At 64.8% G+C, this 19148-nt stretch carries 16 protein-coding genes; 13 read left to right on the top strand and 3 right to left on the bottom strand.

What is annotated here, in order from left to right; all coding sequences use genetic code 11:
- Positions 1 to 482: 482 nt before the first annotated feature.
- The 9 genes from IEJ02_RS35325 to IEJ02_RS35285 all read left to right on the top strand — a co-directional run bounded on the left by IEJ02_RS35325 (position 483) and on the right by IEJ02_RS35285 (position 13882).
- The gene (locus tag IEJ02_RS35325) at positions 483 to 1946 is read left to right on the top strand and encodes an NsdA family TPR-like regulatory protein (protein ID WP_191068576.1); all 1464 of its coding nucleotides are present in this window, start codon (positions 483 to 485) and stop codon (positions 1944 to 1946) included.
- A gap of 306 nt (positions 1947 to 2252) precedes the next feature.
- On the top strand, positions 2253 to 3467 hold the full coding sequence (gene lhgD / locus IEJ02_RS35320; protein ID WP_191068575.1) for an L-2-hydroxyglutarate dehydrogenase: 1215 nt from the start codon (positions 2253 to 2255) through the stop codon (positions 3465 to 3467).
- 444 nt (positions 3468 to 3911) lie between these two features.
- On the top strand, positions 3912 to 4727 hold the full coding sequence (gene trmB / locus IEJ02_RS35315) for a tRNA (guanosine(46)-N7)-methyltransferase TrmB (protein ID WP_191068574.1): 816 nt from the start codon (positions 3912 to 3914) through the stop codon (positions 4725 to 4727).
- Positions 4728 to 5233: 506 nt separating this feature from the next.
- Positions 5234 to 6700: a PrsW family intramembrane metalloprotease gene (locus IEJ02_RS35310; protein WP_191068583.1), complete on the top strand. Its 1467-nt coding sequence runs from the start codon at positions 5234 to 5236 to the stop codon at positions 6698 to 6700.
- A 222-nt stretch (positions 6701 to 6922) separates the two neighbouring features.
- On the top strand, positions 6923 to 8323 hold the full coding sequence (locus IEJ02_RS35305; RefSeq protein ID WP_223865008.1) for a PIN-like domain-containing protein: 1401 nt from the start codon (positions 6923 to 6925) through the stop codon (positions 8321 to 8323).
- A gap of 109 nt (positions 8324 to 8432) precedes the next feature.
- Positions 8433 to 10961 (top strand): ATP-binding protein, encoded by a 2529-nt coding sequence (locus IEJ02_RS35300; protein WP_191068572.1) that lies wholly within the window; start codon positions 8433 to 8435, stop codon positions 10959 to 10961.
- Positions 10958 to 12745 (top strand): DEAD/DEAH box helicase family protein, encoded by a 1788-nt coding sequence (locus tag IEJ02_RS35295; protein WP_191068571.1) that lies wholly within the window; start codon positions 10958 to 10960, stop codon positions 12743 to 12745. Before IEJ02_RS35300 ends, IEJ02_RS35295 begins: the two co-directional genes overlap by 4 nt.
- 11 nt (positions 12746 to 12756) lie before the next feature.
- Positions 12757 to 13359, top strand: a complete 603-nt coding sequence (locus IEJ02_RS35290) for a hypothetical protein (protein WP_191068570.1) — start codon at positions 12757 to 12759, stop codon at positions 13357 to 13359.
- 52 nt (positions 13360 to 13411) lie between these two features.
- Positions 13412 to 13882 carry a very short patch repair endonuclease gene (locus tag IEJ02_RS35285; RefSeq protein ID WP_191068569.1) on the top strand — a complete coding sequence of 157 codons (471 nt, stop codon included), beginning with the start codon at positions 13412 to 13414 and terminating at the stop codon, positions 13880 to 13882.
- On the opposite strand, the gene IEJ02_RS35280 is transcribed toward IEJ02_RS35285, so the two are convergent.
- On the bottom strand, positions 13802 to 14974 hold the full coding sequence (locus tag IEJ02_RS35280) for a DNA cytosine methyltransferase (protein WP_191068568.1): 1173 nt from the start codon (positions 14972 to 14974) through the stop codon (positions 13802 to 13804). The genes IEJ02_RS35285 and IEJ02_RS35280 overlap by 81 nt on opposite strands.
- Positions 14975 to 15216: 242 nt before the next feature.
- Positions 15217 to 15852 carry an ATP-binding protein gene (locus IEJ02_RS35275; RefSeq protein WP_191068567.1) on the bottom strand — a complete coding sequence of 212 codons (636 nt, stop codon included), beginning with the start codon at positions 15850 to 15852 and terminating at the stop codon, positions 15217 to 15219.
- 227 nt (positions 15853 to 16079) lie between these two features.
- Between IEJ02_RS35275 and IEJ02_RS35270 the strand changes: the two genes are divergently transcribed.
- From IEJ02_RS35270 to IEJ02_RS35255, 4 genes are all read left to right on the top strand, one after another.
- Entirely contained in the window at positions 16080 to 16925 is an 846-nt protein-coding gene (locus IEJ02_RS35270; protein WP_191068566.1) for a helix-turn-helix domain-containing protein, read from the top strand.
- Positions 16925 to 17134, top strand: a complete 210-nt coding sequence (locus tag IEJ02_RS35265) for a DUF397 domain-containing protein (RefSeq protein ID WP_191068565.1) — start codon at positions 16925 to 16927, stop codon at positions 17132 to 17134. Before IEJ02_RS35270 ends, IEJ02_RS35265 begins: the two co-directional genes overlap by 1 nt.
- A 102-nt stretch (positions 17135 to 17236) precedes the next feature.
- Complete coding sequence (locus IEJ02_RS35260; RefSeq protein ID WP_223864999.1) at positions 17237 to 17545, top strand: hypothetical protein; 309 nt, start codon at positions 17237 to 17239, stop codon at positions 17543 to 17545.
- Positions 17546 to 17619: 74 nt separating this feature from the next.
- Complete coding sequence (locus IEJ02_RS35255; protein WP_037953329.1) at positions 17620 to 17919, top strand: hypothetical protein; 300 nt, start codon at positions 17620 to 17622, stop codon at positions 17917 to 17919.
- Between the two features lie 140 nt (positions 17920 to 18059).
- Here IEJ02_RS35255 and IEJ02_RS35250 read toward each other — a convergent pair whose 3' ends face one another.
- On the bottom strand, positions 18060 to 19004 hold the full coding sequence (locus IEJ02_RS35250) for an aldo/keto reductase (protein WP_191068564.1): 945 nt from the start codon (positions 19002 to 19004) through the stop codon (positions 18060 to 18062).
- Between the last annotated feature and the right edge of the window lie 144 nt (positions 19005 to 19148).

The raw sequence follows: 19148 nt of genomic DNA, 5'->3' as shown, positions 1-19148 counted from the left end.
GAGGGCTTCCCGCGTCGGGCCTCCCCCTCCCCGGCCCGACGCGGGAGCCCGGCCGTGAGGGGCGATATTCAGCCAAATTGCCGTGGCGCTCTCGTTGGTCTTGCGGACGACCTGTAAGGACTCAACTTCCGCCTCTCGCGCCTCTGACACGACAGTCCGGGAGGCGGCATTCGCCTCCCGGACCGTTCCGCCGCCCGCGGGGAATGAGGCGGCGGCGTCCCCCAGCCCACTGGATCCAGTACAGCGGGCCGACCCACGCAGGACCTATCGAAACGTCCCCGTCGCGACGGAGACAGAGCGCACACACGGGCGCACAGCCACACACACCGGGAGCACACGTCACGCCCCGCACGCCCGTTCGTACAAGAATCTCGCCATCCGGGACACCACCTCTTAACGGTCGGGATGCGGCGAACTACGCTGGGTTTACGAATGCCCCGCGCTTATGCCGGGGCGGCCGTCGGTGCTGTCGAGGGGTGCGCATGTCCAGGGAGCCACGCGGGCCGAACGAAAAGCTCGGCACCGTTCTCGCCCTCGCTGGGATCAGCAATGCCGGGCTCGCGCGCAGAGTCAACGACCTCGGCGCCCAGCGTGGCCTGACGCTTCGCTACGACAAGACATCCGTCGCGCGCTGGGTGTCCAAGGGCATGGTGCCCCAAGGCGCCGCCCCACACCTCATTGCGGCTGCGATCGGGAGCAAACTCGGCCGCCCCGTCCCCCTGCACGAAATCGGCCTGGCCGATGCCGATCCGGCCCCCGAGGTCGGACTTGCCTTCCCGCGCGACATCGGCCAGGCCGTCCGCTCCGCCACCGAGCTCTACCGGCTGGATCTCGCGGGTCGGCGCGGCGGCGTCGGCATCTGGCAGAGCCTGGCCGGATCTTTCTCAGTAAGCGCGTACGCCACCCCGGCCTCGCGCTGGCTCATATCCCCCGCCGACAGTTCGGTGGCCCGCGAGCCCAAGGACGCCGAGGACGGCACCACCGCCGCGAGCACCACGGGCGCGGCGGCGCCGGACGCCATACCGCCACAGCGCGTCGGCCACAGTGACGTCACCAAGCTGCGCGAGGCCGCCGAGGACGCACGCCGCTGGGACTCCAAGTACGGCGGCGGCGACTGGCGTTCGTCCATGGTTCCCGAATGCCTCCGGGTGGACGCGGCACCCCTGCTGCTCGGCTCGTACAGCGACGAGGTCGGCCGCTCCCTCTTCGGCGCCACCGCCGAACTGACCCGGCTCGCCGGGTGGATGGCCTTCGACACCGGCCAGCAGGAGGCCGCGCAGCGGTACTACATCCAGGCGCTGCGCCTCGCCCGCGCCGCGGCCGACGTCCCCCTGGGCGGCTATGTGCTGGCGTCGATGAGCCTCCAGGCCACCTACCGGGGCTTCGCCGACGAGGGCGTGGACCTGGCCCAGGCCGCCCTGGAGCGCAACCGCGGCCTGGCCACCGCCCGCACCATGAGCTTCTTCCGGCTGGTGGAGGCGCGCGCCCAGGCCAAGTCCGGGGACGGACCCGCCTGCGGGGCGGCCCTGAAGTCCGCCGAGGGCTGGCTGGAGCGCTCGCGGGCGGGCGACCCCGATCCGTCCTGGCTCGACTTCTACAGCCATGAGCGGTTCGCGGCCGACGCCGCCGAGTGCTATCGCGATCTCCGGCTGCCCCGCCAGGTGCGGCGCTTCACCGAGCAGGCGCTGGCCCGGCCGACGGAGGAGTTCGTACGGTCGCACGGACTGCGGCTCGTGGTGTCCGCCGTCGCCGAACTGGAGTCCGGCAATCTGGACGCGGCCTGCGCGGCGGGCGCCCGTGCCGTGGAGGTCGCCAACCGGATTTCGTCCGCGCGCACCACGGAGTACGTGCGCGACCTGATGCGGCGCCTCGAGGCGTACCGCGACGAGCCGCGCGTCGCCGAGCTGCGCGAGCAGGCCCGGCCGCTGCTGGTGGCTCCGGCGTGAGCGGCATGGGGGCGGGTGCGGGCGGCATGGGAGCGGGTGCGGGCGAGCGCGATGAGCGGCGAACGGCGGGGGATGAGCGGTGAGCGGCGTGGGATGAGCGGCGAGGCGAGAGCAGCCCGGAATGGACGAATCAGAGGCGATTCACCCGGAATGAGCGACCCGGCGTGAATCGATCCACATGACCGGTCGACCTAGCCCGGACCCTAGTCCTCATATGGGTTTCGAGCCGTTGTCGGTGGCGCAGGTCATGATAGGGATCGACGGTCGGGCGACTGGACGGTGTGGCGCACGGGGAGGTGACATGGCGTGACGGCGTTGGACTGCGACGTGCTGGTGATCGGGGGCGGGATCGTCGGCATGTCGACGGCGTATGCGATCACGCGCGCCGCGCCCGGCACCCGCGTGACCGTGCTCGAGAAGGAGGCGGGCCCGGCCCGCCACCAGACCGGGCGGAACAGCGGCGTGATCCACAGCGGTATCTACTACCGGCCGGGGTCGCTCAAGGCGCGGTTCGCGGTGCGCGGCGCCGCGGAGATGGTGAAGTTCTGCGCCGAGCACGGCATCCCGCACGAGGTCACCGGCAAGCTCATCGTCGCCACGGAGCGCTCCGAGCTGCCGAGGCTCCACGGCCTCGTCCAGCGCGGCAGGGAGAACGGGATTCCGGTGCGCGAGCTGGGCCCCGCCCAGATCGCGGAGTACGAACCATGGGTGCGCGGCCTCGCCGCGATCCATGTCGGCACGACGGGCGTCTGCGACTTCGGCGCGGTGGCGGCCCGGCTGGCCCGGCTGGCCCAGGACGCGGGCGCCTCGGTGCGGTACGGGGCGCAGGTGCGCACCATCGGCCGACGCCCCTCCGCGGTCGCGGTGCGCACGGCGGACGGCACGGTGCTGCGCGCGCGGGCCCTGGTCAACTGCGCGGGGCTGCACTGCGACCGCGTGGCCCGGTTGGCGGGCGACGACCCGGGCATGCGGATCGTGCCCTTCCGCGGTGAGTACTACGAGCTGGCGCCCTCCCGCGCCTCGCTGGTGAACGGCCTGGTGTACCCGGTGCCCGACCCGGCTTTCCCGTTCCTCGGCGTCCATCTGACCCGCGGCATCGACGGCGGCGTCCACATCGGGCCCAACGCGGTCCCGGCCCTCGCCCGCGAGGGTTACGCCTGGCATACGGTGCGCCCGCAGGAGCTGGCCGGCACGCTGGCGTTCCCGGGCTCCTGGCGGATCGCCCGCCGCCACTGGCGGTACGGGGCGGGTGAGCTGCGGCGTTCCCTGTCCAAGCGCGCCTTCACCGACGCCGTGCGCCGCCTGCTGCCGGATGTGACGGCCGACGACCTGATAGCGGCCCCGGCGGGCGTGCGCGCACAGGCGGTGCTGCCGGACGGCACGCTGGTGGACGACTTCCTCATCTCGCAGTCACCCCGGATCGTCCATGTGCTCAACGCCCCGTCGCCCGCGGCCACGGCCTCCCTGCCGATCGGCCGCGAGATCGCCGGCCGAGTGCTGGAGACCCTGCGGACGGGGTGATGGGGCGGGTGGGGTCGAGGAGGTAGCGGCCCGGGCCCGCCGCCGCCGTACGGCCGAAGACCGTTGCCGAGGTACGGGCCGAGGGCCGCTGCCGCAGGGGCTGTGGGCCGCTGCCGTACGGGCCGAGCCCAGCCGCTGTACGACCGAGCCCCGCCGCCACGGTATGGGCGGAGCCCCGCCACCGTAAGGGCCAGGGCCTGCCGCGACCGTATGGGCCTGGCCGAGCCGCGACCGTACGGTGGCCAGGGCCCCACCACCGAGGTACAGGCCGAGCCCAGCCGCCACCGCACGGCCCAACCCAGCCGCCACCAGCCGAGCCCCACCGCAGCCGCACTGGCAGGACCCAGCCACCCACCCCCGGCCAGGTCGGCACGGCCGAGCCCATCCGCCAGGCGGCACGGCCGAGCCCCCCGCCCCCGCCCCCGCCCGTAGAATCGAAGCACTGTGTCCGAGAAGCCCACCGCCCCCGATTCCCACGTGGAGCGCGCTCTGCCCGCCCCCCGTGACCGCAGCGAGCCGATGTTCCCCGGCGGCCCCGTGGCCGACCCGGCGGGCTCGCACCACGAGCGCCGCATCCGTTCCTTCCGCCCCCGCCGCGGCCGGGTGACCCCGGGCCAGGGCGATGCGCTGCGCCGCCTGTGGCCGCAGTGGGGCCTGGACATCGACGGGCTGAGCCGGATCGACCTCGGTGAGTTGTTCGCCACAGAGGCGGGCCCGCGCCCCGACCTCCCCGTCGTCCTGGAGATCGGCTTCGGCATGGGGGAGGCCACCGCGCAGATGGCCGCCGCCGACCCCGGCACGGGCATCCTCGCCGCCGACGTCCACACCCCCGGCCAGGGCAATCTGCTCGCGCTCGCGGAGCGGAACGGCCTGGACAACATCCGGGTCGCCAACGGCGACGCGATCATCCTGCTCCGCGAGATGCTGGCCCCCGCCTCGCTCTCCGGCTTGCGGGTCTTCTTCCCCGACCCCTGGCCCAAGAAGCGGCACCATAAGCGGCGCCTCATCCAGCCCGAGTTCATCGAGCTCGCCGCCACCCGGCTGAAGCCCGGTGCGCCGCTGCACTGCGCGACCGACTGGGAGCCGTACGCGGAGCAGATGCTGGAGGTCCTCTCCGCGAGCCCCGCCTTCGACAACTCCCAGCCCGACGGCGGCTACACCCCTCGCCCGGACTTCCGGCCGCTCACCAAGTTCGAGGGCCAGGGGCTGGACAAGGGACACCTCGTCCATGACCTGATCTTCCGCCGCAACGACACATAACGACCCCAAGGGGATGGGCATAACTCCTGAGTCCCCCTCCCCCTTTCGTTAGGGTCGGTTGAGTGCATCAGTCCCCGCCCCCGCAAGAGCCGCCCGAGCCACGACCGGCCACGCCGCCGTACGAGGCGCCGCAAGGAGCGCGGCACGAGGCGTCAGACGGCGCACCACACGGGACACCGCAAGGCGCACCGCACGGGACACCGCAGGACGACCCGCACCGGACACCCCAGGACGACCCGCCCGGGGACGCACCGTATGGAGCGGCACAGGCGCCGCACGCCGGCGCCCCGCACGCCGGCGCCCCGCACGCCGGCGCCCCGCACGCCGGCGCCCCGCACGCCGGCGCCCCGCACGCCGGCGCCCCGCACGCCGGCGCCCCGCACGCCGGCGCCCCGCACGCCGGCGCCCCGTACAGCACGCCCTACGGCGCCCCGTACGGTGACCGGCAGCCGTGGTTCGACACCGGCGCCGCACCGGCGGGCTGGCCGCAACCGCCCCGCCAGCGGCTGTGGGGCCCGGGCGGCCGCCTCGCCCGCGTCTGGCACAACAAGGCGCTCCGGGCCACCGCGCTCGCCGGTCTGCTCTCGCTCTCCGGCCTGATCATCCTGGCGCTGGTGCGCGAGCAGACGGGCACCAAGGGCTTCCTGGTGGGGCTCGGCCTCGCCGTCCTCCCCGTGCCGCTGATCATCGCGGTCTTCCGGTGGCTGGACCGCGTGGACCCCAAGCCCTGGCGAAACCTTTTGTTCGCCTTCGCCTGGGGGGCGTGCGCGGCGACGCTGGTCGCGCTGATAGCCAACGGCTTCGCCACCGAGTGGCTCATGACGACCGTGGACTCCTCGTCCCCCACCGGCCAGGCCGACGCCGACGCCTGGGGCGCCACCTTCGTCGCGCCGTTCGTGGAGGAGAGCGCCAAGGCGGCCGCCGTCCTGCTGCTCTTCCTCTTCCGCCGCCGTGACTTCAACGGGCTGGTCGACGGGGTCGTCGTCGCCGGAATCACCGCCACCGGTTTCGCCTTCACCGAGAACATCCTCTATCTCGGCTCGGCCTTCGTCAGCGACCAGACGCTCGGCTACTCCGGCATCCGGTCGACCACGGCCGCGACCTTCTTCATCCGCGCCGTGATGTCCCCCTTCGCGCACCCTCTCTTCACCTCGATGACGGGTGTGGGCTTCGGCATAGCCGCCGCGGCGGCGCGGCACCAGCGCGCCCGCCGCGTCCTCATACCGATCGCGATGCTGCTGACCGCGATGGTCCTGCACGGCGTCTGGAACGGCTCGGCCACCCTCGGCGGCTACGGCTTCCTCATCGTCTACGCCCTGTTCATGGTCCCGGTGTTCGGGCTGCTGACCTGGCTGACGATCTGGTCCCGCACCAAGGAACTGCGCGCGATACGGGAGCAGCTCACCGCCTACCAGACGGCCGGCTGGCTCACCCCGCCCGAGCCGATCGCGCTGTCCTCGATGCGCGCCCGCGGGATCGCCCGCGACCTCGCCCGCCGCACCCATGGCGCGGCGGCGGCCCGTACGGTCGGCGAGTACACCGCCTTCGCGACCTCGCTGGCCCTGCTGCGGCGACGTGCGTACCGGGGCACGGCGGGGCCGGACTTCACCACGCGCGAGAAGGAACTGCTGGACCGGCTGTGGGAGCGGCGGGAGACCGCCCAGCCCGCGCTGGCCCACGCGGCGCTGTCGGTGCCGCTCCCCCGGCCGCGCCACGTACCCCGGCCGGCCCCGGGCACGATGCCCGCACCGTTCTGGCCCGCGGGGCCGTACGACGGCGGGTACGCATACGGCTACGGCCAGCCCTCACACGACGACGGCCCCCACGGCCCGTACACCCAACAGCCTCCGTACGCGACGTACGCGCTTCCTCCGTCGTACGCCCCCCAGCTTCCGCAACACCCAGCGCCTCCTCAGCCGCCCCAGGCCGCACCCGTCCCATACGGCTCCGTACGGCCGCAACCTCGACCGTGAGTCCCTTGAACTCGGAAGCGGACTGTAAATGCCTACGGTGGCAGGGAGCGGCACTAGTCACAGAGTGATGGCAACTCATGTCGACCCTGCACTAACGTCCTTGTGAGGCATGGCGCCGTATTAGCACTTTGCGACACAGCCCCTGACACCTTGACCAGGTGACGGCCGCAGCGAACGATGTACTAGACATCACGGTCAACGAGGAGGCGGACAGTGGCAGACATGCAGGACGACCTACCGCTGATTCGCCAGTACCAAGCCTGGCTTGGGAACGGAACCCAGGTCGATGACAACGAGCGATCCCAGTTCTTCACCGAAGGACTCGTGGTACTCGATACGAACGTTCTGCTGAACCTCTACGAATATACGCCGGAGGCCAGGAATCAGGTTCTCAATGCACTGGAGCATGTTAAACACCGGCTGTGGCTCCCATATCAGGTAGGACTGGAGTTCGTCCGAGGTCGCCATCGAGTCATTGACGCCCGCATAAGAGCGCTCAGGGAAGCTCCCGACACGATCAACCGAAAGCTGATGGAAGCTCGTCAGTCCGTCCTTGCAGCGAGCGACCTCGTCCACACACTGCTTCTCAAGTATGCCCAGGACACCGAAGCCGGATCGGCACTTAAAGAAGAGATCACAGGCCAAACGTTTGATGCACTAATAGCCCCGTGGCGCGAACTCTTGAATACGCACGTACAGAGGCTGAAACAAGAGCATGATCTCGTCTTGTCTGCCGTCGCCACCAATGATCCAGTGCTCCCACGGGTAGCTCAACTCTTTGGGACACAGGTGGCCAATCCCCCGGAGGCGACTAAAATCCGTCAGCGCGTCGAGGACGCCATCAGCTACCGATTCCCAAACAAGATACCACCCGGATTCCAGGACGCCGGAAAAGGGACGCCGCTCAACTCAGCCGGAGACTACCTGCTTTGGGAAGAAATCATCGAAAGGATACAAGAATCCGGTTCCCCCAAAAGGGTTATGTTCGTATCCAGTGATGTCAAAGAAGACTGGTATGAGAGCGCAGAGCCCGGCCGGGGGCCGCGCCCTTGGCCCATGCTCCACGATGAACTTCGCATGCGCTCCGGTGCCCAACTCTATATCGAAACGCCCAGGCATTTTTTTCAGGGCATCAAAGATTATCTGGATGCGGATATCAATGATGCTACATATGAGGAGATTGACCGCGCTGCAGACACCGCCCAGCCAAAGGCCCTGACTGAGCATGAAGCCGCCCAACTCGCTCCACCCGACGACTTGGCTGTGACTGCTTACCGAGCTGCAGGCCTCACCACCGCAGCTACACGTGAAGCGATGGAATCGGTATCCAATCGGCTGTTCCAATGGTGGCTGATTACCGTAACCGCACAGCTGGGCCGTCGCGTGCCAGAGGCGGATGAACCATGCATAGACATACCGGCAGCAACCCGCTCGGACTTGCCGCCAGCCCCCTACTGGCACCCGGGGGAGGTACTGCTTCAGGGCGAATGGCCGTACCGAACCTCGTCATGGATTGCTCCATGGTTCGTCCAGGTCATCAAGGGGACACCGGAAACGGACCGGCTCATCTTGCAAAGGCTAGCCGCCCAGCAAGCTGACGCGGTCACGCCATTTCAAGATTGACAACGCCGAGCCCAAAAGCGGATGACGGGCTTCCGGGGCAATCCCCATATCCTCAGTACTACGCTCATGTTGACCACTGCGCAGCGGAGAGGGACGGGACACACGACCGATGGCACACAAGCTACTCGACATCACTCCAACTCCACAGGTCCTGGTCGCCCTCACCAGAACACCCATCAAGCCACTTGACGCGCTAAGTGAGTTGATCGACAACGCGATTGACTCCTTCCGGAGCGCTCAAACAGCCGGCGAGACATCCCCACTCCGCCAAGTCCTCATTGAGGTACCCGGCCCTGCTGAGGTAAGCCGCGGAGAAGGGCTCATCCGAGTACGTGACACAGGGCCCGGCCTCACGGAAGAGCAGATTGCCGACGCGATGCGAGCCGGGTTCAGCGACAAGAACCATTACGACACGCTCGGACTGTTCGGCATGGGATTCAACATCGCAACAGGCAAGCTCGGGCGTGTGACCAAGGTCATCTCAACCCGCAGCGAGGACAATAATGCAATCCAAGTCATCTTGGACCTCCCCAAGCTAATCGATGAGAAAGCCTTCGAAGTCACCGCCGAACAGGTCGAGAAGCCACAAGGGTTGGAGCACGGGACCATCGTAGAAATCCGCGGCTGGTGGCCTGAGGGTGACGCCAATAGTGGATTCATTCGCGATCTCGCTAAGATGCCCAAGCGCAGGCTGCGCGACAGCATTGGCCGACGCTACGCAACTCTCCTAAAGGGCACCTCGGGCGAAGCAGTACGTATCGCAGTCAATGGAACCCGTTGCCAAGCACACGAGCACTGCGTGTGGGACGCGTCCCGATTCGTCGAGCACTCGTCATACGGAAAGATTCCGGCAAGAATTGAATTCGATGAAGTAGTAGATCGCTCACGGCGATGCCTTAGGGATGGCGCAGATTTCGGTGCATCCGATGTTTGCCCACGCTGCGGCCGCAGCGAGAGCCGAGAGGTTCCTCAGCGGGTGCGCGGTTGGGTAGGAATTCAAAGATTTGATGACGCCAACCAATACGGTATCGATCTTATCCGCAATGGACGCACCATCAGAGCAGATGAGAAATCTGCCTTCTTTGAGTACGCTGATGAAACCACGGGACGACTTGAGCGCGAATATCCCATGGATCAGCAATACGGCCGCATCGTCGGCGAGGTCCACCTAGACCAGGTTCCAGTGGATTTCCAGAAACAGGACTTTCAGCGCAACACCCCCGAATGGCAAGCTGCTATGCAGTTTCTGCGCGGAGGCGCTCTTCAACCCAGCAGGCGCGCCGGGGACGAACGCAATGACAGCCCTGTATCGCGACTTTTCCAGGGGTACCGCCGCGTACGCAACATCGGGCGCGGGCACATGTACATGGGCGTATACAACACCGCAAAAGGAAAGGCTGAGCGCGTTTCGCGTGACCTTGAGCGTGACTATTATGAGCGTTTCCTCAATCGGCAACCTGGGTACTACGACGACACAAAGTGGTGGGAACTTGTCGAGACTGCAAACGAGCCCCCCATCGAGGTGCTCGCGGAGTGTCCTGAGTGCGGGTTTCAAACCAGCAGTGACGCTGAGGTCTGTGGCGGCGGTTGCGGGCACGTTTTCGACGGGAGAACGTGCGTAAACCAGGAATGCAGCTCTCAAATCCCCCGCTCTGCAGTTTCATGCGAATACTGCGGAGCCTCGCAGATTCCTGACGTTGAAAACCCATGGTCATGCACCTTCTGTGATACCGGAAATAAGGCTGGCGACGAGCGTTGCCGTACATGCGGAAGCGCAGAAGGAGCTCCCCACCCCGCCGATCCGGATGCGCTGGCAAGCGTTTCAGAGCTTGAGTCGGCACTCAGCGCTTCCCGACTGTCCATCACCCTGGTCAACAATAAGTCAACTGATCCCCTGGATATCGTCGTTTATGCCGTGCACAGGCCAATCACTGCAGTGTACGGACAAGCTGCCGTTCCTCTTGTCTCCACGTCAAAGCCAGGCCAACTGACGATTTACATTGATCTGACTCACACATCATTTAATGCGATGGGAGTAAGGCCCGAATACCTAGTCGCCGCAGAAGCAGCGCAATATCTGCATGCCCTGCATGCCAACCTCCGAGGCCGACACGGGCACACCATCGCTTCATTGACTACAGCCATACTCAAAGAAGGCTGGGGCGACGCTATTACAGAGAACCCTGACACAGTCAGAAGTGACATCAAGGAGCTCTTCAGCACGATTCGCGATAGAGTCGTCGATGCACCACATGCCGAGGATTTCTACGACAATCTAGACGAGCATCAGCAGCAGTCCATGGCCGAGGCAATGATCAAATCCGGAGTAGAACTCAGCGAACTCAAGTATCTCAAAGCAGCCGGCGGATATCTGCGATTTTGTGACCGCGATACGCTCACTGCATTCTTCAATCGATATCCGAGTGGCTGGTTTGGTGGAAAGGTGTGGCGGGACCCGTGGCCTAAAGAGTCCGAGGCTGGGGCCATAGTCGCTCACAAGCTCCAGGAAGAGTTGCAAATGAAGTACCTTCGCTGTCTAGAGGACTGTGCTTCGTATCTTCGTTACGAACAGCCCGAGCGGCTACTTGTCATTCGTGCGCGTGCTGCGGCAGATTTTCTTACTGACAGGCTTTCATGAACCAGCGCATTGTCACGGACCTTCAGCTAAGCGGCACTGGGTGGCAAGCGCTGGAGCGAACCGTACAGCGGCTATTGGTCGCGCGCGGGTACTCGCGCGTCCAGCATGCTGGAGCCTCCGGCGACGGTGGCGCGGACGTGCTCGCTACTCGATACGGCCGACGATGGCTATTTCAGGTGAAACGCTGGCGCAATCGTGTTGGTTCTGAGGTTATTGCCGAAACTATTGCAGCTTGTCGACGTTACGACGCAGAGATCCCTGTTGTCGTCAGCCTCAGTGGCTTCGAGGCTTCTGTCCATGCACAACAACAGCAATTGATGGCAGAAGGCGTACCGCTGCAACTATGGGATCGACGTGCCCTGTTCCGACAAGCGGCTCTCGTTCCACCTGAACCTCTCTCCGTGCGGGACTCAGAGAAGTATCAGATGCGCTCCTATCAGATGTCTGCGACGACTCAAATGATGGGAGAGCTAGTTAACGGTGCCCGCAGCGCCCTCATAGTTCTGGCGACAGGCCTGGGAAAGACATTTGTGGCAGCCGAATTCTATCGGCGATTTTCTTTGGCCCGGCCATACTCCAAAACACTGGTGCTCGCACACCGCAATGAGCTTGTTTACCAACTTGAGCGCGCATTCTGGCCTATGATTCCTGCGTCCACAGCAACAGGCGTATGGAACGGCCACGAACGCCCCGACCCTGATTCTCTTGCCGACCTCGACATCGTCTTCGCTTGCGTTGACAGTGTTGCTGGAGCCGTATCGTCTGGCCGGTCAATTCCTGATTTTGGACTCGTTATCGTAGACGAGTGTCATCATTTGGGAACCAGCTCGTATGACACCGTACTTACCGAGTTGTCCGCAGGTGATGGAGGTGCGTTCCTCGTCGGAATGACGGCCACTCCATGGCGACCTGATGGTAAGACACTGCAAAAGTGGTTCGACTACCCGATCGTGGACATCGACATCGTTCGAGGATTACGCGAAGGATACCTAGCGAATGTCGATTACCGAATGTACACAGACAATATTAATTGGAAAGCGTTGGCGGCGGGGGTATCTGATGCAGGACGCGCACTTGACGCCCCGGCCCTCAGCCCGCGAGGCCTCAACCGCACTCTTTTTATCGAGGAATGGGATGATGCTGTTGTCGCACGCCTTGCAGAAGTTTGGCGAGAGCAAACGCGACCGCGAGGCATCGTCTTCTGCGGAACCATTGATCATGCCGAGCGGATGGCGGGAAGGATTAATGCTTCCGGGTTCACAAGTGCTGAAGTAATTGCTTCCAGAACCTACGATGGCAAGTCCATAGGGCCCGCAGAGCGGAACCGAATTCTATGGGATTTTGCCGATGGGCGCACTGGCATCCTGTGTGCGGTCGATGTGTTGAATGAAGGCGTCGACGTTCCCGATGTAAATATCGTCGTATTCCAGCGCGTCACACACAGTCGCCGCATCTTCATACAACAGCTGGGGCGTGGTCTTAGATTGTCACCCGGCAAGGACCGTGTGATCGTTTTGGATTTCGTTTCTGACATCCGGCGCTTCGCCGCCGGGCTGGACCTCCAAGATGCTCTCAGGCCTGGGCGCACCGGCGGCGATCCACGTGTTCGGATCGGCAGCAGGGTTACCTTCATGCGCGCGAACCAGGAAGACCAGCAAGGGGCCCAGTTCCTCCGTGAATGGCTGGGTGACCTCGAGGCCATTGAAAATGCTGGTGAAGACGCTCATATCCTGCGCTACCCTCCAGAGAGCGCGCTCACGCTGGTCAACCATGAGACAAGGTAGGTGACGTCCTCATGTCCGCGAGCTTGCCGAACCCTGAGGCCGACTGGCACCGACTGCAAGCCGACACTGTTCATGCTCTCAGAGCGCTGCTGGGGCAGGTTGAAAATGGCCAGTCCCCGCAAGACCTGTTCGACTCCTATCTCTACGCAAAACCTGTTATGGCAGAGGCGATGCAGGCCAGGATGCGCATGAATCTGCCTGATAAGTGCGACACATTTCACCGCATGCGCGAACGCTTGGCTGACGAAATAACGCGACGTTATGGCCAGCGCATCCCAGAGAAATACTTGCGGGTCCCCTACTTCAGCAGGACTCACGAGGAACTTTTCAGTGTGCTGCATCAGCGGCTAGGGGAATCAGTTCCTGCGCCACTTCTCAGGGTCGTAACTGCAGACTCCGTTCATACGGAACGGCGCACTCGAGAGCTTCGTGAACTCGGCTTTGATATCGATGCCACTAAAGAGAATGGCGGCGATGTATACACTCTCCGCTCTCTCGAAATGGACTTGGAAATGATTCCTTCAATCGTGAAGAACAATGTTCAACGCGATAAAAAGCTTCCCAAGAGTGAGAGCAATCGACTTCTGTCCGTGATAGACTCGGGCGGCGATTGATAGTCCCTGAAAGCCATCACCGAAGATCCGAAAGCATGCCAGTGAGCACCGGATGACAGAAGAGAATCGTTGGGTAGCTCCGCCAGGTTCGTGGGCCTCGTCTGCAGGCAACCGACGGAACATGCAGGCAATCCGCAGCCGAGACACGAAGCCCGAGCAGCTCGTCCGGCGGCTGGTGCACGCACAAGGCCTGCGTTACCGCGTGCATGCCAGGCCTCTTCAGGATCTTCGCCGGACGGCAGACATGGTATTTCGTCCGGCGAAGGTTGCAGTTTTTATCGATGGTTGCTACTGGCATGGATGCCCGGAGCACTACGTATCGCCGAAAACTAACCCTGGTTACTGGTCTGAGAAGGTCGCCAAGAATATCGCTCGTGATCGGGATACTGATCGCTTTCTGCGTCTTGCTGGTTGGACTGTACTGCGCTTTTGGGAACACGAATCACCAGAGACGTGCGCTCTCGAGATCGCTGCTGCCGTGAGTAAGCGGCGCCCTCGGAAGAGTCGACAAGGCAGCCTCTGAGGTCCCAGACGGATCTCCCAGCGTCTGAACCGGGTCTTTCCTCAATGCGGCTGCAATTCTGTTGCCTACTGCTTCGGCGACTGGAGGCGGAAATGCGTTGCCAACCTGTCGATAGGCTGCTGTTTTTCCTCCAATGAAAACCCAGCTCTCTGGGAACCCCTGGATAATCGCCGCTTGGCGCACTGTAAGCTTAGGACCCCGATCGCCGAAGAGGTCACGCTCTGCGTCTGTGAGATTTTCTGGATCGTTCGCTACGCCCAGCCCGTCGACTCCGAGCTTCTCCCAGGTTTTCTTGGCGCGTGTCGGCCCTAGGTCAGCGCCACCGTGCTTCTTCGAGCCTCCCACAAGCGTCGGCGCGATATCCGTCACTGCCTTCTCATACCAGTTCTTGAAGGCAGTATCTGCTCGTGAATCGCCACTCGCTTCGAAACGAGCCCGCATAGTTTTCTCCAACGCTTCACCCACTGTACGCCGGGGAATTTGCTTCACTGCTTCGTCGTCAGGGCCTGGCCAGACGAAGTAGGGCTTAAATTCTGGCTGCATTGCAACAAGAATGGCTCTTGGCCTCAGCTGTGGTACACCATAGTGCCATGCTTCGAGCAGATCCCATTTGCAAACAACGTATCCAGCTTCATGAAGACGAGAGACAATCTTATCGCGGTAGGAACGGAATTTATCAGGAGGTGAAAGCAAACCTCTTACATTCTCGATCATCACCGCCTTGGGCTTAAGCTCATCGACTAGGCCCAGCATCGCCGGGAACAAGTCTCGTTCGTCGTCCTCACCAAGCTGCTTACCGGCTGCCGAGAAAGGCGGGCAAGGGACACCTCCTGCAAGCAGGTCGAGTTGACCGTCTTCAAGCCCTAGCGTCTGCTTCAAGTCAGCAGGATCCAGTTGAGTGAGGTCCTGCTTCATGACTTCGCACGCTCCCCATGCGAGGTTCTTGACGTTGTGTTCAAGTGTGGCGCATGCGTGTTCGTCGATCTCAATCAGTGCCCGATGGCGAAACCCTGCTGCGTGCAAGCCGACGGCTTGGCCTCCTGCTCCGGCGCAGATCTCTACAGACGTGAAGTGGGACTCGGTGTTGGACATACACCCTCCTTCAAAGTGCCATGAGTGGACGCTTCGCGGCCCACCATCACAGAGGGTGACAGACCCCACTGACAACGACTCTGACCAGCCGCACGACGAGTTGGGCCGTTCTCGGAAGCCCACCTTCGTCAGCATGCGCACACACACGATATTGCTTAGGGACGAGCCTGCACGAGCGCGGGGCTCTCTGTCGGCCCTGCGCTCGTGCTGACGAAGCTCAGCACGCTCCTTGCTGTTCGGCCTCATACTGCTGGTGTCTCTCCAGCCTCGAAGCGGGTCTGGGCTCGATCGAGAATGTCGTCCGGGTCGAGGCGATGTGCGCTGAGCCAGTGCAGCAAGTCCAGGACCAGGCTGGTCGCTGACTCTTCCAGGACGGGACGGTGGGTGAGCCGTGCTGCCGAGTCGCCGATCGTGTGGCCGTATGCCTCCATGACGGTCGTTGCGCGCTGGATGCGGCGGCGAGATTCGTCCGGGGCCAGGGGAAGCTCACACCAGACCGCTTTGCCGACCGCCGTGCGGGTCGTGCCCCATGCCGCTGAGAAGCCGGCGACGAGTTGCAGGCCCCGGCCGGACTCCTCCTCGGATGCCGGGTGGAGGTTCTGGGGTTCCTTGTGGCTGTTGTCGTGCAGTTCCATGCGGAGCTGATCAGCGTCCGCGTCGAGGACGAGGGTGGCCGCTGTGCCCTGACCGACGTGTTTGATCACGTTCGACGCCAGCTCGGTGACGATCAGTTGTGCTTCGTCGACAAGGGTCGGCATACCCCAGGCGGCCAGTTCTGCACTCACTGCTCGGCGCAGGTCGGCCACTTGAGGGGCTTCGGCCGTGAAGGGGAGAACACATCGGCGTGGTCGGGGTTCGGTGACTGCGTAGCGGTACATGGCCACACTCCCTTGGGCGCCACGTCAGCGCTGCACCCAGCCGTGTCCGTACGGCTGCGCTGCGTAGCCTCACTGTCGCGAGTATGGCATTGAGAAGTCTCGCCATGTAACTTTTCACAGCGCTCTCGAAAGGGTGAATCCGGCGGTTCGCCAACTTCGCCCGGTCATAGCCTTGTTACCGCTGGCCTCGTCCTTCACTGCCAGCCCCAGAGGAAGAGGTAGCCGTCATGCCAGCGCGGGCCACTACCCGTCGACGCCAACTCGGCGTCATGATGCGCAAGCTCCGGGCCCGTAAGGGGATGACACTGGAGGAGGCAGGCCGGCTCGTCGGGATTTCGAAAGCGACGGTCAGCCGGTACGAGACGCAGGAAGGGCCTGTGAAGTGGCCGATCGTGGACGCGCTGTGCCGTGAGTACGGAGCGAGTGAGGCAGAACGGAAGGCCGTGGTCGGCCTCGCCAAGGACGCGAAGCGCCAGGGGTGGTGGACCTCCTTCGCGGATTCTCTGCCGGAGAGCATGAATCTCCTCTTCACGTTGGAGGACGAGGCAGTCCGAGAGGATCACTTCGCCTGTCTGTATGTGCCGGGGCTTCTGCAGACTCGCGGCTATACAGAAGCGGTGCAGCACGCATCGGAGATGAGGCTGTCCGCAGAGGAGATCGCGCGGCTGGTCGACCTTCGGATGAAGCGGCAGGAGATCCTGAGCCGTCCGAAGCCACCGCATCTGTGGGCCATCCTCGATGAGTCGGTGATTCGGCGGGTGGTCGGTTCGCGTGAGGTGATGCGAGAGCAGCTGAGTCACTTGTTGCGCGCCAACGAGTCGCCTGACATCACGCTCCAGGTCCTGCCGTTCGCCAAGGGCGCGCACTCAGCGGCCATGGGGAGCTTCGTGATCCTCGGGGGTGCCGAGCCCTCGCTGGACGTCGTCTACGTCGACATCCACGTCGGCTCGCTCTTCATGGAGAAGGATGAGGAACTGGAGCGTTACCGGGTCGCGTTCGACTACCTTCGCGCTCAGGCGCTGGACATGGCCTCGTCCTCCGCCCTCATCGAACGCGTCCGTGAGGAGATCTGATGCGCGAGCCCTGCATATCCGACAGAGACGGTGGCTGGTTCAAGTCCTCCTACAGCGGTGCCGGCAACACCGAATGTGTCGAAGCTGCTTTCTGGCCGGGCTCGACCGCCGTGCGGGACTCCAAGGATCCGGGCGGGCCCGTGATCGGGGTCTCGCATCGCGCGTGGGCGGACTTCGTGGCGGCCGTGCGGGATGGGCGGTTGGGTTGAGGTCCGTTTTCGCGAAGATCTGACCGGCTGCTGCGTACGTCGATCTGACCGCCCTACCAAGGCCACTTGCCCGGGGCAGGGGCTGCGGACGATCATTCGGGGATGAGAGCCGAGGTGCGGGCATTCGTTGCCGATGGGCCGCTTCCCGATGTGGGGGCGAGCGGGGAAGAGATCGACAGGCGCGTCGAGCAGCTGGATGCGATCTCCAGACCGGTCACGGCCCAGGAGGCCAGGGCTCTGGCCGACTGCTTCGGTCCGGACGATTGCCATGGCGTCGCCTGGACGCTGCTGCACCTCATCGAGACGGGCCCGAACCCCGTCCTCACCGTCAAGCCGGAGCCGGACGCCAACGAATGGCACGACCGTCTCTGGACGCGGGCCTTGAATGCGGGGCTCGTGGAGGAAGACTGACGAGCCGGCGACGGTTCCCCGTGTCAGCTGCGTAGGGTCGGGGCCAGGAGATCCTTGGAGTGGGAGGTATGGGGATGGCTGGAGTGCCGGCGGGGGTTGTGGCTGCGGGTGGGTTGGTCGGGGGGTATTCGGTGGCTCGGTGGACCAAGAGGCGGCCCTTGGGTGGGGTTGCCCTCGCGGCTGCCGGGGCGGTGGCCGCTCGGGGGTGGCGGGAGAAGGCGGGGAACGGGACCGCCGCCGCGCTCAGTGCGGCATACGTCGCCGCGTTCGCCGGGTCGCATCCGCTGGCGAAGAAGATCGGGGCCTGGCCGTCCGTCTTCGCCGTCGCGGGTGGCGTCGCCCTCGCGTCCTGGGCCCTTGCCGATCGGCGGTGACCCTCGCCGATCGGCGGCAAGGGTCCTGGGTCGTACGTAGCGGTTCGCGTACGTGCGGGTGGCTCGGGCGGGGGTTGTTGCCCGCCCCGCCGTTCTATCGTCCACCGGGCGGGCCGCGCCCGGCCCGCCCCGCTTTCCGGTCAGTCCGATGCCGACGTCAGCAGGTCCAGTTCCGGCTGGGTCAGCTTGAGGTCGACCGAGGCCAGGAGGGCGGGGAGCTGGTCGACGGAGCTGGCGCTGGCCAGGGTGGCCGCGACCGTGGGCTGGGCGAGGAGCCAGGCCAGGGCGACCGTGGCGGGCTCGGTGCGGTGGTTGGCGGCGACGTCGTCCAGGGCGGCGAGGACCTTCTGGCCGCGCTCGGTCTCCAGGTACTTGGCCGCGCCCGTGGAGCGGGGGCTGTCGACGGCCATGCCCGGGCGGTACTTGCCGGTGAGGAAGCCGGACGCCAGGGAGTAGTACGGGATCGTCGCCAGGTCGTGGCGGGCGGCGACCTCGGAGAGCTCGCCCTCGAAGGTGTCGCGCGAGACCAGGTTGTAGTGCGGCTGGAGGGCGACGTAGCGGGCCAGGTTCTCCCGGGTGGAGAAGGCCAGCTGGGCCTCCAGGCGGTCCGCGCCGATGTTGGACGCGGCGATCTCGCGGACCTTGCCCTCCCTGACCAGCTCGTCCAGGGTGGTGATGATCTCCTCCACCGGCACCGACGGGTCGTCGTAGTGGGTGTAGTAGAGGTCGATGTAGTCGGTGCGCAGCCGCTGGAGGGACTCCTCGACGCCCGATTTGATGGCGGACGAGGTCAGCCCGCGCGGCTCAGGTGAGCCGGCGCCCACCTTGGTGGCGAGGACGATGTCGGAGCGGTTGCCGCGGGAGGCGAACCAGTTGCCGAGGATGGTCTCGGACTCGCCGCCCTCGTTGCCCGGCACCCAGGCGGAGTAGACATCGGCGGTGTCGATGAAATTGCCGCCGGCCGCCACGTAGGCGTCGAGCACCCGGAAGGACTCGGCCTCGTTCGCGGTCCAGCCGAAGACGTTCCCGCCGAGGGAGAGCGGGAAGACGGACAGGTCACCGATCTTCTGCGTGTTGTCAGCCATACATCTTCACAACGGTTGGCTGGACGGGGTTGTTCCGGCTGGCGGCGTGTGTTCGTGAAGGTCGGGGGCGTCGGGGCGTAAAGCCTCGTCGGACGTAAAGCCTCGTCGGACGTAAAGCCCCGTCTGGCCGTAAAGCCCCGTCGG

This window comes from Streptomyces sp. 5-10 (assembly GCF_014712245.1).
Classification (GTDB): Bacteria; Actinomycetota; Actinomycetes; order Streptomycetales; family Streptomycetaceae; genus Streptomyces; species Streptomyces violaceusniger.
This window is presented reverse-complemented; position numbering and strand designations above follow the sequence as displayed.